12 protein-coding genes, 1 tRNA gene and 1 pseudogene are annotated in these 14912 nt (G+C 65.4%); 6 read left to right on the plus strand and 8 right to left on the minus strand.

The window, feature by feature from the left end; genetic code table 11:
* Positions 1-47 precede the first annotated feature (47 nt).
* Complete coding sequence (gene htpX / locus ACYVD7_RS09320; protein WP_460762091.1) at positions 48-929, minus strand: protease HtpX; 882 nt, start codon at positions 927-929, stop codon at positions 48-50.
* Positions 930-1144: 215 nt separating this feature from the next.
* Between htpX and gluQRS the strand changes: the two genes are divergently transcribed.
* The 3 genes and pseudogenes from gluQRS to phaR all read left to right on the plus strand — a co-directional run.
* The gene (gene gluQRS, locus ACYVD7_RS09325) at positions 1145-1996 is read left to right on the plus strand and encodes a tRNA glutamyl-Q(34) synthetase GluQRS (RefSeq protein WP_460762094.1); all 852 of its coding nucleotides are present in this window, start codon (positions 1145-1147) and stop codon (positions 1994-1996) included.
* A 45-nt stretch (positions 1997-2041) separates the two neighbouring features.
* Positions 2042-2782 (plus strand): acetoacetyl-CoA reductase, encoded by a 741-nt coding sequence (phbB, locus tag ACYVD7_RS09330; RefSeq protein WP_460762096.1) that lies wholly within the window; start codon positions 2042-2044, stop codon positions 2780-2782.
* A 202-nt stretch (positions 2783-2984) separates the two neighbouring features.
* Positions 2985-3443 (plus strand): annotated as a pseudogene (gene phaR / locus ACYVD7_RS09335) (polyhydroxyalkanoate synthesis repressor PhaR); the annotation flags it as partial.
* A 121-nt stretch (positions 3444-3564) separates the two neighbouring features.
* Here phaR and ACYVD7_RS09340 read toward each other — a convergent pair.
* The 3 genes from ACYVD7_RS09340 to ACYVD7_RS09350 form a co-directional block, all read right to left on the minus strand.
* Positions 3565-4500, minus strand: a complete 936-nt coding sequence (locus ACYVD7_RS09340) for a M48 family metallopeptidase (protein WP_460762098.1) — start codon at positions 4498-4500, stop codon at positions 3565-3567.
* Positions 4501-4574: 74 nt separating this feature from the next.
* Complete coding sequence (locus ACYVD7_RS09345; protein WP_460762101.1) at positions 4575-4955, minus strand: VOC family protein; 381 nt, start codon at positions 4953-4955, stop codon at positions 4575-4577.
* Between the two features lie 170 nt (positions 4956-5125).
* Complete coding sequence (locus tag ACYVD7_RS09350; protein WP_460762103.1) at positions 5126-6946, minus strand: SUMF1/EgtB/PvdO family nonheme iron enzyme; 1821 nt, start codon at positions 6944-6946, stop codon at positions 5126-5128.
* A gap of 101 nt (positions 6947-7047) precedes the next feature.
* On the opposite strand from ACYVD7_RS09350, the gene rnd reads away from it, so the two are divergent.
* The 3 genes from rnd (at position 7048) to ACYVD7_RS09365 (ending at position 10468) form a co-directional block, all read left to right on the plus strand.
* A complete protein-coding gene (rnd, locus tag ACYVD7_RS09355) occupies positions 7048-8157 on the plus strand; it encodes a ribonuclease D (RefSeq protein ID WP_460762106.1) in 1110 nt (369 codons plus the stop codon).
* 38 nt (positions 8158-8195) lie between these two features.
* Positions 8196-8271, plus strand: a tRNA-Ala gene (locus tag ACYVD7_RS09360).
* A 607-nt stretch (positions 8272-8878) separates the two neighbouring features.
* Positions 8879-10468, plus strand: coding sequence for an FG-GAP-like repeat-containing protein (locus ACYVD7_RS09365; RefSeq protein WP_460762108.1), 1590 nt, complete (start codon positions 8879-8881; stop codon positions 10466-10468).
* A 138-nt stretch (positions 10469-10606) separates the two neighbouring features.
* On the opposite strand, the gene pnp is transcribed toward ACYVD7_RS09365, so the two are convergent.
* The 4 genes from pnp to rbfA all read right to left on the minus strand — a co-directional run bounded on the left by pnp (position 10607) and on the right by rbfA (position 14872).
* Positions 10607-12715: a polyribonucleotide nucleotidyltransferase gene (gene pnp, locus ACYVD7_RS09370; RefSeq protein WP_460762111.1), complete on the minus strand. Its 2109-nt coding sequence runs from the start codon at positions 12713-12715 to the stop codon at positions 10607-10609.
* A 172-nt stretch (positions 12716-12887) separates the two neighbouring features.
* Entirely contained in the window at positions 12888-13148 is a 261-nt protein-coding gene (gene rpsO / locus ACYVD7_RS09375; RefSeq protein WP_460762114.1) for a 30S ribosomal protein S15, read from the minus strand.
* Positions 13149-13486: 338 nt separating this feature from the next.
* Positions 13487-14425 carry a tRNA pseudouridine(55) synthase TruB gene (gene truB / locus ACYVD7_RS09380; RefSeq protein ID WP_460762116.1) on the minus strand — a complete coding sequence of 313 codons (939 nt, stop codon included), beginning with the start codon at positions 14423-14425 and terminating at the stop codon, positions 13487-13489.
* 75 nt (positions 14426-14500) lie between these two features.
* Complete coding sequence (rbfA, locus tag ACYVD7_RS09385; protein ID WP_460762119.1) at positions 14501-14872, minus strand: 30S ribosome-binding factor RbfA; 372 nt, start codon at positions 14870-14872, stop codon at positions 14501-14503.
* Between the last annotated feature and the right edge of the window lie 40 nt (positions 14873-14912).

Genomic DNA, 14912 nt, shown 5'->3' on the forward strand with positions numbered 1-14912 from the left:
CGATCAGACCGGTACGGGGACCGGCATGGATCCCGCAGTGCTCCGTGTTACGCCGCCCGCTGCAGCGCGGCGATGCGTTCTTCCAGCGGCGGATGGCTGAGAAACAGCCTGCGCAGGCCATGGCCGACCGCGCCACTGATGCCGAACGCCTGGATCTGCCCCGGCAACGTGCTTTCACCATGGGTCTGCGACAGGCGACGCAACGCCGCCACCATCTTGTCGCGACCGGCCAGGCGCGCTCCGCCCGCGTCGGCGCGGAATTCGCGCCAGCGCGAGAACCACATCGCGATCACGCTGGCGAGCATGCCAAACACAACGTCCAGCACCATCACGGTGATGAAATAGAACATGCCCGGCCCTTCGCGCTCCTCGTCGCCGTTCATCGCGGCGTCCAGCCACTGGCCGACCACCCGGGCCAGCACGATCACGAACGTGTTCAACACGCCCTGGATCAGCGCCATCGTCACCATGTCGCCGTTGGCCACGTGGCTGATCTCGTGGCCGAGGACGGCCTCGGCTTCGTCGCGGGTCATGGATCGCAACAGGCCGGTCGATACTGCCACCAGGGCGTTGTTGCGGTTGGCGCCGGTCGCGAAGGCGTTGATTTCCGGGGCCTCGTAGATGGCAACCTCCGGCACGCCGATGCCGGCAACCTGCGCCTGGCGATGCACGGTCGATACCAGCCACTGCTCCAGCTCGTTGCGCGGCTGCTCGATGACGCGCGCGCCGGTGCTGCGCTTGGCGATCCACTTGGACATCAGCAACGAGATGATCGCGCCGCCAAAACCGAAGATCGCCGCCATTACCAGCAGGCCACCTTGGTTGCCCAACTGGATGCCAAAGAACCGCTGCAGCACGAACATCACCGCACTGAGCAATACCAGCACGGCCATGTTGGTGGCCAGGAACAGGAAAACGCGTTTGAACATGATCGATCGGACCTTGCCGCGTGGGGTGCGGCTGTCGTTGCTTCCCAGCGTAGATGTGGCAGGCTCGGCGGAATTCAAGAAGTCCTCCGCACGCAATACTCACAACACCTCTTCCTGCCAACTCCTGGACGGCAATTGGCAAAACCGTGACTGAACCAACTGCACAACTTCCCTACCGCGGTCGCTTCGCGCCCTCACCCACCGGGGACCTACACATGGGCTCGCTCGTTGCGGCGCTGGGCAGTTGGCTGCTGGCGCGACAGGCCAACGGACGCTGGCTGGTGCGGGTCGAGGACGTCGATCCGCCACGCGAAGTTGCCGGCGCTACGACGCGCCAGCTGGACGCCCTCGCGGCATTCGGGCTGCACCCGGACGAAACCATCGTCAGGCAGAGCCAGCGCGACACGCTGTACCAGTCCGCGCTCGATCGCCTGCTGCGCGACCGCCATGCCTTCGTCTGCCATTGCAGCCGCAGCGACCTTGCCGCCACCGCTGGCATCCATCGCCATTGCGTGGCCACGGCGCCACGCCCGGACCCCGCCATCCGGCTGCGCGTTCGCGAAGGCAGCGTGATCGGGTTCGACGATGCGATCCAGGGACACCAATCCCAGGACGTTGCGCGCGATGTCGGCGACTTCGTCCTGCGCCGCACCGAAGGCTATTGGGCCTATCAGTTGGCCGTAGTCGTCGACGATGCAGCACAAGGCATCACCGATGTCGTGCGTGGCGCGGACCTGCTGGACTCGACGCCACGACAGATCCTGCTGCAACGGCTGCTGGGCCTGCCAACGCCGCGCTACGCACACCTGCCGCTGGTGGTCGATGCGCAAGGTCGGAAGCTGTCGAAATCCGAAGGGGCGCTTCGCGTCGATCCGGGCGATCCGCTGCCCTCGCTCGCAGCGGCATGGACGGCGCTCGGGCAGGATCCTGCCGCCATTGTCCCGGGCGCCGACGTGGCCGACTTCCTCAGCCTTGCCCGTACACATTTCAACGCGGAGCAGATCCCGCGTCCGGCGCAACCCTCTGGCGCTGCAACGCAACATACACCGTTCACATTTGCTCCATAGAATGCTTTGCCACACTCGCGTCACCACGCTCTTACGGAGAAGATCATGCAGTCACGCATTGCCCTGGTTACCGGCGGTACCGGTGGAATCGGCACCTCGATCGTCAAGCGCCTGGCCGGAATGGGCCACAAGGTCGCCACCAACTATCGCAACGAGGAAAAAGCCAAGGCGTGGCAGGAACAGATGCGTGCACAGGGAATCGATGTCGTGCTCGCGCGTGGCGACGTGTCCACGGCCGAAGACGCCGAAGCGATGGTCCGCGATGTCGAACGCCAGCTGGGCCCGGTCGACATCCTGGTGAACAACGCCGGCATCACCCGCGACACCACCTTCCACCGCATGACGCCGCAACAGTGGAACGATGTCATCAATACCAACCTCAATTCGTGCTTCAACGTCACTCGCCCGGTGATCGAAGGCATGCGTGAACGCAAGTGGGGCCGCGTCGTGCAGATCAGCTCGATCAACGGCCAGAAGGGCCAGTACGGCCAGGCCAACTACGCTGCGGCGAAGGCCGGCATGCACGGCTTCACCATCTCGCTGGCGCAGGAGAATGCGAAGTTCGGCGTCACGGTCAATACGGTGTGTCCGGGCTACATCGGCACCGATATGGTGATGGCCGTTCCTGAAGAGGTGCGCAACAAGATCATCACGCAGATCCCGACGGGCCGCCTCGGCACCCCGGAAGAAATCGCCTACGCCGTCTCATTTTTCATCCCCGACGAAGCGGGCTGGATCACCGGCGCCAATCTGTCGGCGAACGGCGGCCAATACATGGGCTGGTAGGGGTTTCCACCCACTCCCTTCGCCTTGCGAAGGGAGTGGAGCCCGCGATTGGCGGGATCACCATCGATCCCAATGCCACAGATCGCTTTCGCCAAGCCCTGTTAACCGACCCATGACGGCCGGCACATGACCGCGCGTGTTGCAACGCGGCGGCGGCTGCGCCATGCTGCGCGGCACCACGATCCGAGTGTGCCGGTCTTCGATGAGCTCCATCCGCATCATCAAGAAGTACCCGAACCGTCGTCTCTACGACACGGAAATCTCCAGCTACATCACGATCGAGGACGTCCGCCAGCTGATCGTCGATGGCGAGGACTTCGAAGTCCGCGATGCCAAGTCCGGCGACGACCTCACCCGCCAGGTGCTTCTGCAGATCATCGCCGAGCATGAATCCGACGGCGAACCGGTGCTGTCCACGCAGTTGCTGAGCCAGATCATCCGTTTCTACGGCGACTCGCTGCAGGGCTTCATGGGCAACTACCTGGAACGGTCGATGCAGATCTTCCTCGACCAGCAGCAGCAGTTCCGCAACCAGATTGGCGGATTGCTCGGGCAGACGCCCTGGGCGATGATGAACCAGCTCACCGAGCGCAACATGGCCATGTGGACCGAGTTCCAGAAGAACATGACCGGCAGCATGGGCACTACCCCGCCCAAGCCGAAGGCCGACACCAAGCGCTGACTTCGTCGGCGTCCAAATACAAAAAGAGCCCGGATGATCCGGGCTCTTTTTTTGCCGTGTCGCCAAACAGGCGGCGACGATGCCCCGACCACCCCAGCACTTACTTCAGCGGCGGCTGCCCCCGACAGTACTTGCTGTAGAACTGCTCGGCCGTCGGCATCAACGCCTGCAGGCTCTGGATGCGGTTGGCCGGGTCCGGGTGTGTCGAAGCGAACTCCGGCGGACGCGAGCCACCGCCCAGCTCCGACATGCGCTCCCACAACGGGATGGCTTCGCGCGGATCGAAGCACGCCGCCGCCGCCAGCATCAGGCCGACCTGGTCCGCCTGCGTTTCATGCGCCCGGCCGAATGGCAGCAGGAACCCATACTGCGCGCCCGCACCCAGCGCACCCATCACCGCGCGCTGCTGCCCGGGATCCATGCCGCCTAGCGCAACGCCGGCCGCCATCTGCCCCATCTGCACGAGCTTTTGCTGCGCCATGCGCTGGGAACCGTGGCGAAGCAGCGCATGGGCGATCTCGTGCCCCATCACCACGGCCATCGCGTTCTGGTTCTGCGCGATCGGGATCAACCCCGTGTACACCGCCATCTTGCCGCCCGGCAGGCAGAAGGCATTGGCCTCCTGCGACTGGATGACGCTGACGTCCCACTGGAAGTTCTGGTAATCGGTCGGCGCCGGCTGGTTGTTCATCGCGGCCAGGTCAGCAGTGACCTGCGGGACCCGGTTGATCAGGCGGCTGGCGATCTCGCGGATCTGCTGGCTGACCTGCGTGTTCGCGGGCAGCAACGCGCCCTGCGCCGAGGCGTCGCTCTGCACCTGCTGGTAGGCCTGCGCACCGAGCTGCACTTCCTCTTCCGGCGTCGCGCCGTAGTGCGCCTTTTCGCCGGTGTAGGGATCGACCTTGGCGCTACCGAACCAAGACCACATCGCGTAACCAGCGAATAGCAGCAGGATCCACCAGCGGATCCCGCCCAGGCCGAAACCACGGCGCTGCGGCATCTGTTGGTCGGCACGCCCGAAGGGATCGACTCTCATGTTCGCTCCATATCGCCTGAATGGGGCCGAGCCACGAGCGGCTCCGGCTTGGATGAGTTGTTGGACCGCAGCCGCTACTGCCCCTTTGGCGGCTCCCAAAGTTCGATCTTGTTGCCTTCCGGGTCGATGACCCAACCGAACTTGCCTTGTTCCGAGCTCTCAGTCTTTTCGAGGACGTTACAGTCCTCATTTTTCAGGACCGCCAGCAGCTCGTCGAGATTCTCGACGCGGTAATTGATCATGAAGGAGGCAGCGCTGGGCTCCATGTAGGCCGTGTCCTGGGCAAAAGGACTCCAGACCGTCATACCGGACTCGCTACTTTCGCCGCCCCACTGGAATATCACGCCGCCCCAATCGGTAACGTCGAGGCCCAGATGTTTCTTGTACCAGGCGCTCAACGCCTTGGGATCGGCTGATTTGAAGAAGATGCCGCCGATTCCGGTCACACGCTTCATAGGGGTTCCTTATGGTCCTGCGGTTGTTCGTTTGTGGTCTAACGCTGCGGTAGTCGCCTGCTGTGAAATCGCTTCAATAACAAGGCTTCCGTGAAAAGGTTCCGGAGACGGCATGCACCCCGCGAAGACGTCACGGCAAGCGCCCCGCCAGCGCACAAGGATGCCCTGTTTCAGATCTCCCGCACCACCCGGAACCCCACCTTGCCGCTGGTGTTGTTCCCGTCCGTACCCTGCCGCCAGGCCGAGCGCGTCTGCGCGGGCGAACTGGCCCACGATCCGCCCCGTACCACCTGCGTGCGGCAACCCGGATTGAGCCAGGGGCGACCGTCCTTCGGCGCGCGGCGGTAATTGCTGTGCCAGCAATCGTCGACCCACTCGCTGACGTTGCCTTCCAGGTCCTGCACGCCATACACATTGGGCTTGTAGGTACCCACCGAGGCAGGCCCCCAGGCGCCATCGCCATAGCCTTTGAAAGCGTTGCTCCACCTCCGCCCGTTGGCGGAGGCGTCATCAGCACCGGTCAGGTTGCCCGTCGCGGCCGGCGGAGATTCGCCCGCCCATGGGAAACGCTGGGTGAAGCCTCCCCGCAGGGTGTATTCGAATTCCGCCTCGCTTGGCAGGCGGTAGCGCTGCCCGGTCTGCTCGGACAGCCATTGCGCATAGCGGTTGGCATCGCCGACGCTCACGTGCAACACGGGCATGTCGTCCGCCGCCGGGCGGCCCATGTAGTCGCTCTGCCAGTCGACGTTGCCCGCCCGCACGAAATTGCCACTGCGCTCGTCGTAGATCGATGAATACCCGCGTCGCGTCGAGCGCGCCCGGTAACGGGTCGCTTGAACGAAGCGACGGAACTGGGCGACGGTAATTTCGGTGCGGGCCATGGCAATGCCGCGATCGAAGCGGATGTTGCGCTGTGGTCGTTCGGCTTCGGTGGAATCCGCTTCTTCCGGCGGCGCGCCCATGCTGAAGGCGCCATGCGGCACCACCACCAGCTGCGGACCGCGCCCACCGCCCGGCATGGCGTCGGTGAACACCTGGCCCGGACGGAACAGGCCGTAATGCGTCGCCCGGTCGATGCGTTCGCGCAACTCGGCCACGCTGGGATCGCCCGGCGCAGCGATGCGCAACAGGTCGCCCAGGCGTTCACGTGCACGCCGCAGTGCTGGCAGCGTCGGGGAATTCAATTCGGCGATGCCGGCATCGCGCAGCGCGTTGACCCGCGTCGCGCGCAGCAACCCTATCCGCTCGCGTGCCTCGCGCACCGTCGACACGTCCTTTCGCACGGTCGCGGCTTCCTCCAGCCAGTACGTCGCGCTGGTGTAGTCGTCGCGTTCGGCAGCTACTTCCGCCCGGTGGATCAGCGCGCTTTCCGCTGCTGCGAGCCCCTGCTCCGCGCGAACGTCGCGTGGACGCTCACGCAGTGCTTCGTTGAAATACGCGATGGCGCCATCGGCTTCGTGCTTTTCGCCGATGCGACCGGCATTCAGCGCGATCTCGCCCTGCCTGTTGGCCTGTGCGGCCTCATCGGCGCGATCGAGTCCGTCCAGGAATGCTTCGACATTCGGGTCCGCCGGCGCGACCACGCGCGCGACTGCAGCGACTTCGTGCGCGTGCCGCAACTCCTGCGGCTCGTCGTCGATCGCGGCCAGGGCCTCGCGTCCTTCCTTCAGCAGGGCGCCGAGCGAGTCGGTCAGCCCGCGTCGCATCGCAGCGTCCTCGGGCGCGTGCCGCACCAGCGCCAGGTACAGCGGGATGGCCGAATCCGCGTCCGCATACAGGCGGTATTGCTTCAACGCGGCGGCGGCGCGCTTGCGCAGATCCGTGATGTTGCTTTCGTCGACCTCGATCCGCGGCGCGCGCCACGGCGGCACGGGCGAGACACTCACATCCGCGCCGATGGTGACCAGCGGCGCGTCGTCCGTGGCCGGGCCCGCGGCTTCCTTGCGCCCGCAGGCGCCAACGCCGACCAGCGCCACGAGGCAGAGCAACACGCGCCAATTTCCAGTCAACCTAAGCTCCTGTGGGCAGGCGACGGCGAAAGTAGGCTATTGTCGCCCGCCGCGGCAACTTTCCGCCTTCGCTCCACCCGACAATGCATCTCTGGATCGCCGACCCTGCCGCGCTGCAAGCGCATTTCGCCACCAAGCCCGCGCGCATCGGCCTGGACACCGAGTTCATCCGCGAACGCACCTACTGGCCGCAACTGGCGCTGGTGCAGCTGGCGATCGGCGACACGATCCTGCTGATCGATCCACTGGTGCCCGGCATGGTCGAGGCGCTGGCACCCATCCTGGCCGACGAATCCATCCTCAAGCTGGTGCACAGCCCCAGCGAGGACCTCGTCGCCTTCAAGCACGCCTGCGACGTCGTGCCCGCCCCGCTGTTCGATACCCAGCAGGCGGCTGCACTGGCCGGCATCGGCTCCGGGCTGGGTTACCAGAAACTGGTCGAACAACTCACCGGCGTCGCGCTGGCCAAGGGCGAGACGCGATCGGACTGGCTGCGCCGGCCGCTGTCGCCGTCGCAGCTCGACTACGCCGAGGACGACGTCCGCCATCTCGCCGCGATGCACGACGCGCTGCAGGGCATGCTCGAACAGCTCGGTCGCATGCCGTGGCTGCTGGAAGACGCCGAACGCACCGTCCGCAACGCGCGCAGCGAAGGTCCCGAACGCTGGCCGCACCTGGCGGTGCGCAGCGCACAATTCATCGACCGCGACGCGCAGGCGCGGCTGGTGCGCGTGCTCCGCTGGCGCGACGTCTACGCGCGCGACAACGACCGGCCGCGCGGCTGGATCCTGGACAACGAACTCGCCGTCGCCCTCACCCGCAATCCACCGGCGGATCGCACTGCGCTGCACGCGTGGCTGGAGTCGCAGCCCAAGGCGCCGCGCAAGCTCGCTGAGGCACTGTGGCTCGCGCTGAACACGCCGCTGGCCGACGAAGCCGAAATGCCCGATGCCAGCCTGGCCGAAACCCGCGACAAGCAGCGCCTGCGCAAGCTGCAGGACGCCGTCAGCAAGCGCGCCGAGGAACTGGGCCTGCCCGATGGCGTGCTGGCTTCCAAACGCTGGCTGCAGGCACTGTTGGACGATGGCGAATGGCCCGCGGCTCTGTCGGGCTGGCGACGCGAAGCGCTGGAGCCCGCGCTGGCACCGATCCTGTCTGCGCCAGCCGCCGCCCCGTCAGCCGCGCAGGGCTAGCGCGGCCTTCCCCGGGCCGCTAGACTTTGGCTCCCATCGGGGTGGTAGCTCAGCTGGGAGAGCGTCGCGTTCGCAATGCGAAGGTCGGGAGTTCGATCCTCCTCCACTCCACCAGATAGTCGAGAAAGGCCGGGCAGTAGCCCGGCCTTTTTCATTGGCGACGCCGCGCGCATGTCTCGTCGCCTTTCGGCCCAGTCGGTTGGCATCGCATGCTCTCTCCAGCTTCCTCGGGCTGCGTACGGGCAACGCGCCAATCCGGATGTTGAAAGGACCGCGCCCGGAGTCGCGGTCCACCGTCGGCAACGAGCCTGCCTGTAGTCGCCAGGGCATGTTCTTCGCGGCGCGCTACAGCCGCATGAAATGATGCTCCTTCGCACTTGGACTGGTGCGTGACACCGCCGCTCCGAGCGGCATGCCAGGGGCCGGATGCACCACGGTGCGGACGGATTCCGCGTCATGTCACATGCACCGGATCTTCACCTGCGGTGAACAAAAGGATGCTGGGAAAGGCCTATCCCGCCTTCGCAACGCATTCCGACGTAGCCGCACCGTCGAGCAACACGACCCGACTGGTTCAAGGCGAGCACCAATACAAAAGCGCTCGCGCAGCCCGTTGACCCTCGGCTCGAACAGGAGTATTCACCACGCATCGATGGCTTCCCGGCGATGCTGCCTACTCCCGGGATCCGCGCGACAGCCGACCACGGCACGAGGTGTCCCCATGCAGCTCAGATCGATCACCGTGTCGGCACTGCTCGCCGGCGCTCTCTTTACGGCTCCCGCTCACGCCACCTTCCACCTGATGAAGGTCGTGGAAGTGTTTGCGGGAACACCCGCCGCGCCTGCCGCGCAATACGTCGTGCTGCAGATGTATGCGGGCGGACAGAACTTCGTGGGTGGGCATCCCGTGACGGTGTACAACGGCGCCGGCACCGTCGTCGGCGAGTTCACTTTTTCCTCCAACGTTTCCAACGGCGCCAACCAGGCAAAGATCCTCATCGCCACGCCGCAGGCCGTCACCTTCTTCGGACTGAACGCGGACCTGATCATGAGTGCCGCGCTCATCTCAGCGGGCGGCAAGGTGTGCTTCGACACCATCGACTGCGTGGCCTGGGGCGGATACAGCGGCGACCAGACCGGCGTCGGCGTGCCGTTCAACTTCAGTGGGGGTGGACTACTGCCCGGCAAGGCGGCAATTCGACGGATTGACCTGGTGGGTTCCCCCACCACGCTGGACTCCGGGGACGACACCAACAACTGCGTCAATGACTTCGTCAGTGGACTACCCGCTCCCCGCAACAATGCCGGCGTGGTGGGCAGCATCCCGGCATCCACCTGCGGCAACAACGTGCTGGAAGGTCTGGAGGAATGCGACGACGGCAATACCTCCGACAACGACACCTGTTCCAGCACCTGCAAGGTGCAGGCCGCTCCCTACCATCCGCGCGGTGACTACAACATCGACGGCATGTCGGACCTGTTCTGGCGCAACACCAGCACTGGCGCGAACCGGATCTGGCGCTCAGCGCTCTCCACGGCGCAAACGGCAGTTTCTACGGTGGCGAGCCAGGACTGGAAGATCGCCTGCAAATCCGATTTCAACGGCGATGGCAAAGCCGATATCTTCTGGCGCAACAGCGCTACCGGCGCCAACGACATCTGGAAATCCGCCAATTCCACGACACGCCAGGCTACCCCGACCGTGGCCAACGCCGCATGGCAAGTGGTCGCGGCGGGCGATTTCAATGGCGATGGCAAGGGCGACGTCTTCTGGCGCAACAACAGCACCGGCAACGACGAAATCTGGAACTCCGGGTTCTCCACGCAGCGGCGCGTGCTGACGACGGTGACCAACCTGGCGTGGAAGGTCGTAGGTGCGGGCGACTTCAACGGCGACGGCAAGGCCGACGCCCTGTGGCGCAATACCAGCACCGGGCAAAATGCGGTGTGGCTGTCGGCCACCTCCTCCACGCAGCAGGCCATGACGACCGTGGCCAGCCAGGACTGGCAGGTGGCGGGCGTGGGCGACTTCAACAACGATGGCAAGGACGACGTGCTGTGGCGGAACAACGTCACTGGCGCCAATGCACTGTGGCGTTCCGCATCCTCGTCACAGCAGATGGCGGTGACCAGCGTGACCGACCTCGCCTGGAAGATCTCCGATGTGGGCGACTACGACGGCGACCACAAGGCGGACATTTTCTGGCGTAATTCCAACACAGGCGCCAACGCGATCTGGAAATCGGCCGTGTCCTCGACCAAGCAGGCCGTTGCGACGGTAGCCGACCTGGCATGGAAGGTCATTCCTTAGCCGGCCACTGATGGCAGCTGCAGCCCGACTTACTCGCAAGGGTGTCTGAATCCGTACGGTAGTTGCCCCCTGCGGGTACAGCAAAGAAAAAGCGGGCCGAAGCCCGCTTTTTCGCTAACTGGACGATGGTGCGGAAGCTTACGCCGCCGGCACGCCCTCGCCTTCTTCCACGGCCTTGATCGACAGGCGGATACGGCCCTGCTTGTCGACTTCGAGCACCTTGACCTTGACCACGTCGCCTTCCTTCAGCTTGTCGGAGACCTTCTCGACGCGCTCGCTGGAGATCTGCGAGACGTGCACGAGGCCGTCCTTGCCCGGCAGGATCGTGACGAACGCACCGAAGTCCATGATCTTGGCGACCTTGCCTTCGTAGATGCGGCCCGGCTCGACGTCGGAGGTGATCTGCTCGATGCGGTCCTTGGCGGCCTGGCCGGCAGCGGCGTTCACCGAAGCGATGGTGATGGTGCCGTCGTCCTGGATGTCGATCTGGGTGCCGGTTTCCTTGGTGATCGCCTGGATCACCGAACCGCCCTTGCCGATCACTTCGCGGATCTTGTCCGGGTGGATCTTGATCGTCAGCAGGCGCGGAGCGAACTCGGAAAGCTCGGTACGCGGGGCGCTCATCGCGTTGGCCATCTCGCCGAGGATGTGCAGGCGACCGGTCTTGGCCTGGGCCAGCGCGACCTTCATGATCTCTTCGGTGATGCCCTGGATCTTGATGTCCATCTGCAGGGCGGTCACGCCGTCGGCGGTGCCGGCGACCTTGAAGTCCATGTCGCCGAGGTGGTCTTCGTCACCCAGGATGTCGGACAGGACGACGAACTTGTCGTCTTCCTTCACCAGGCCCATCGCGATGCCGGCGACCGGTGCCTTGATCGGCACGCCCGCGTCCATCAGCGCCAGCGAGGAGCCGCAGACCGAAGCCATCGACGAGGAGCCGTTCGACTCGGTGATTTCCGAGACGATGCGGATGGTGTACGGGAACGCTTCCATCGTCGGCATCACGGCGAGCACGCCGCGCTTGGCAAGGCGGCCGTGGCCGATCTCGCGACGCTTCGGGCCCATCATGCGGCCGCACTCACCGACCGAGTAGGGCGGGAAGTTGTAATGGAACAGGAAGTGTTCCTTGTACTCGCCGGAGACGGCGTCGATGATCTGGCCGTCGCGCGCGGTGCCCAGCGTGGCAACGACGATCGCCTGGGTCTCGCCGCGGGTGAACAGCGAGGAGCCGTGGGTACGCGGCAGCACACTGACCTTCGAGGCGATCGGTCGCACGGTGTCGAGCGCGCGACCGTCGATGCGGACCTTGGTGTCGAGCACCGAGCCACGCATGGTCTGGTATTCGAGCTCGCCGAATTCCTTCGACATCTCGCCGGCGTTCCAGCCTTCGGATTCAGCGCGACCGGCGAGGCCCTGCATCACGTCCTTCTTGATCGCCGAGATGGCGTCGCGACGCTGCAGCTTGTCGCGGACCTGGAAGGCCTGGGCGAGCTGGCCGCCGACGGCTTCCTTCAGGGCGCCGATCATGGCGGTGTTCTTTTCCGGAGCGGTCCACGACGACGGCTTGGTGCCGGCTTCGGTGACGAGCTCGTTGATGATGTTGATGACCTTCTGCATCTCGCGGTGACCGAACATCACGGCGCCGAGCATCACTTCTTCCGACAGCATCTTCGCTTCGGATTCGACCATCAGCACGGCGTTGGAGGTACCGGCGACGACCAGCTCGAGCTGCGAATCGGCGAGCTCGGTGACGGTCGGGTTCAGCAGGTACTGGCCGTTCTTGTAACCGACCTTGGCGGCGCCGATCGGGCCCTGGAACGGGGTGCCAGCCAGCGCGAGCGCGGCGGACGCGCCGATCAGCGCCGGGATGTCACCGTCGACTTCCGGGTTCATCGACATGACGGTCGCGATGATCTGGACTTCGTTCTTGTAGTCCTCCGGGAACAGAGGACGGATCGGACGATCGATCAGGCGCGAGATCAGCGTTTCCTTCTCGGTCGCGCGGCCTTCGCGCTTGAAGAAGCCACCCGGGATGCGGCCACCAGCGTAGAACTTTTCCTGGTAGTCGACGGTGAGCGGGAAGAAGTCCTGGCCTTCGCGCGCGGACTTGGCGGCGACGGCGGCGACCAGCAGTACGGTGCCATCGACGGAGACCATGACGGCGCCGCCGGCCTGGCGGGCGATCTCACCGGTTTCGAGGGTGTAGGTCTGGTTGCCGTACTGGAAGGTCTTGGTGATTTTTGCCACGGTGGTGATTCCTCGGTTTTATTCGTTCCGCGCGAGGCCCCTGCCCCGTGCGGTCGGCTGCGTTGCGCAACCTGCGGACCGGTGGCCCGCGTTACCCGGATCTGCGCGAACGCATTCCCTGGCCTGACATGAAAAAAGCCGCGGCGCATCTCTGCGCCGCGGCTGGTATAGCTTATCGGCGCAGACCGAGCTTCTCGATCAGGGCCTTGTAACGCTCGTTGTCCTTGCGCTTGAGGTAATCAAGCAGGCTGCGACGGCGATTCACCATCTGCAGCAGACCGCGGCGGCTGTGGTGGTCCTGCTTGTGGACCTTGAAGTGGCCGGTGAGCTGTTCGATGCGGGCGGTCAGGAGGGCGACCTGGACTTCCGGGGAGCCGGTATCGGCCGCGCCGCGCTTGTGTTCTTCAATGATCTTGCTGCTATCGATGGACATCGTAATTTGCCTTGTGGATGCGAGGCCTGCAGAACGCGATCGGCAATGGCTACTGCCGACGCACCGCCTGGTCCGCCGCTTGCTATGGGAGATTGCTTTCCGGGCTGTTTACTCAAGCGCCTGAAAAGCCGGCGGATTGTAGCAGCCAGCCGGGGTGATTGCGACCGCCGCCGGGCGGATTTACCCGCTGAACCGCCGTATCAGAAAACGTCGCGACCAGCGCTTCGCGCGTTGACTGGGCGTGACTGCCCCGAAACGGCGGCATGGCGACGCAGGCGCGAAGGAAGGCCGTACCGGTGGGTGGAGGCGGATCAGCCCGGTTGGATCGCCCGGTTGGGTCAGACCCGGTTGAACAGCCGGTTGGGATGAAGCACGCCGGCTGCGTCGATCTCGCCCAGACCCAGGGCACGGCCGTCTGGCCCGTGGGCCACCACGACCGCTGCCGGCATCGCACCATCCAGCGGGATCTGCCGCCCCTGCCCCAGCCACACCGCCTGCGTGGCATCCAGCGTGCAGCTCGGGAAGGCAGTCAAACCGGCCTCAAGCGGCAGCAGGCACGCGTCCAGCTCGGCTTCGGAGCGTCCGGCGATCGCCTGCAGCTCCTCCAGGCTGAACATCTGCGGCCGGCCAAAGGGCTCGACCCATAGGCGCCGCAGGGTGGCGACGTGCGCGCCACAGCCCAGCGCCTCACCGAGGTCGCGGACGAGGCTGCGCACGTAGGTGCCCGAACCGCACTCGATGAGCAGGCGCAGGCGCAGGCCATCGCGTTCGAGCAATTCAAGCCGGTCAACGACGACGTCACGGATCGGCGCCTCGATCGACTCGCCGCGCCGGGCCTTGGCGTAGAGCGGCTCGCCGCCCTGCTTGAGGGCCGAGAAGATCGGGGCACGCTGGCGGATCGGGCCGCGCAGCGGGGCCAAGGCGGCCTGGATTGCAGCGGTGTCGAGGTCCTGCGGGATAGGGCGTTCCAGCAACGGCGCGCCATCGGCATCGTCGCTGTCGGTGGTCAGGCCCAGGACTGCGGTGGTTTCGTACGCCTTGCGGGAGCCCAACAGCAAGCCGGCGATCTTGGTGGCTTCACCGAAACAGACAGGTAGCAAGCCGGTGGCCAGCGGATCGAGGCTGCCCGTATGGCCGGCCTTCTCCGCGCGGAAGAGGTGGCGGACGCGTTGCAGCGCCTGGTTGGAACTCAGCCCCTGGGGCTTGTCGAGCAGCAGGATGCCGTCGAGCTTGCGGAACGTCTTTTTGACGGTGGGGGTACGGGGCTTCTTGCTCATCGCTGGGATCGTGGGGCGCGCGCACTTGCCCGCCGTTGGTGGCCCGGCACGGCGGGCTTGAGCCCGCCCTACGGCTCAGCCGGCGTCGCCGTCATCGGAGACGGGCGGATTGTCGCGCAGCAGGTTGTTGATGCGCTCGCCGCGGTCCACCGAGTCGTCGTAGTGGAAATGCAGCTCCGGCACGTGGCGCAGCTTCATGGCACGACCCAGCTGGTAGCGCATCTGCGGCGCGAGCTCCTTGAGCGCCTTGACGGCTTCCTTGGAACGCTCTTCCTGCAGCGCGGTGACGAACACCTTGGCGTGGGCGAGGTCACGGGTGACCTCGACGTCGGAGACGCTGACCGACGGCAGGCCGTGCTCGCGCACGGTCTCGTGCACGATCGTGCCCAGTTCGCGGCGGAGCTGGGCGGAAACGCGATCGGTGCGATGGAAGGACTTGGTGGGCATTTTTTCCTGATTTCCGGAGCGGGCAGGAGAACCTGCCCTG

It is taken from the genome of Lysobacter fragariae (assembly GCF_054779775.1).

What these genes read in the sequence shown, in the direction of transcription:
- phbB (WP_460762096.1), top strand. Translation starts at nt 2,042, where the DNA reads ATGCAGTCACGCATTGCCCTGGTTACCGGCGGTACCGGTGGAATCGGC.
- ACYVD7_RS09345 (WP_460762101.1), bottom strand. Translation starts at nt 4,955, where the DNA reads ATGAAGCGTGTGACCGGAATCGGCGGCATCTTCTTCAAATCAGCCGAT.
- ACYVD7_RS09365 (WP_460762108.1), top strand. Translation starts at nt 8,879, where the DNA reads ATGCAGCTCAGATCGATCACCGTGTCGGCACTGCTCGCCGGCGCTCTC.
- rbfA (WP_460762119.1), bottom strand. Translation starts at nt 14,872, where the DNA reads ATGCCCACCAAGTCCTTCCATCGCACCGATCGCGTTTCCGCCCAGCTC.
- ACYVD7_RS09340 (WP_460762098.1), bottom strand. Translation starts at nt 4,500, where the DNA reads ATGAGAGTCGATCCCTTCGGGCGTGCCGACCAACAGATGCCGCAGCGC.
- rnd (WP_460762106.1), top strand. Translation starts at nt 7,048, where the DNA reads ATGCATCTCTGGATCGCCGACCCTGCCGCGCTGCAAGCGCATTTCGCC.
- rpsO (WP_460762114.1), bottom strand. Translation starts at nt 13,148, where the DNA reads ATGTCCATCGATAGCAGCAAGATCATTGAAGAACACAAGCGCGGCGCG.
- gluQRS (WP_460762094.1), top strand. Translation starts at nt 1,145, where the DNA reads ATGGGCTCGCTCGTTGCGGCGCTGGGCAGTTGGCTGCTGGCGCGACAG.
- truB (WP_460762116.1), bottom strand. Translation starts at nt 14,425, where the DNA reads ATGAGCAAGAAGCCCCGTACCCCCACCGTCAAAAAGACGTTCCGCAAG.
- htpX (WP_460762091.1), bottom strand. Translation starts at nt 929, where the DNA reads ATGTTCAAACGCGTTTTCCTGTTCCTGGCCACCAACATGGCCGTGCTG.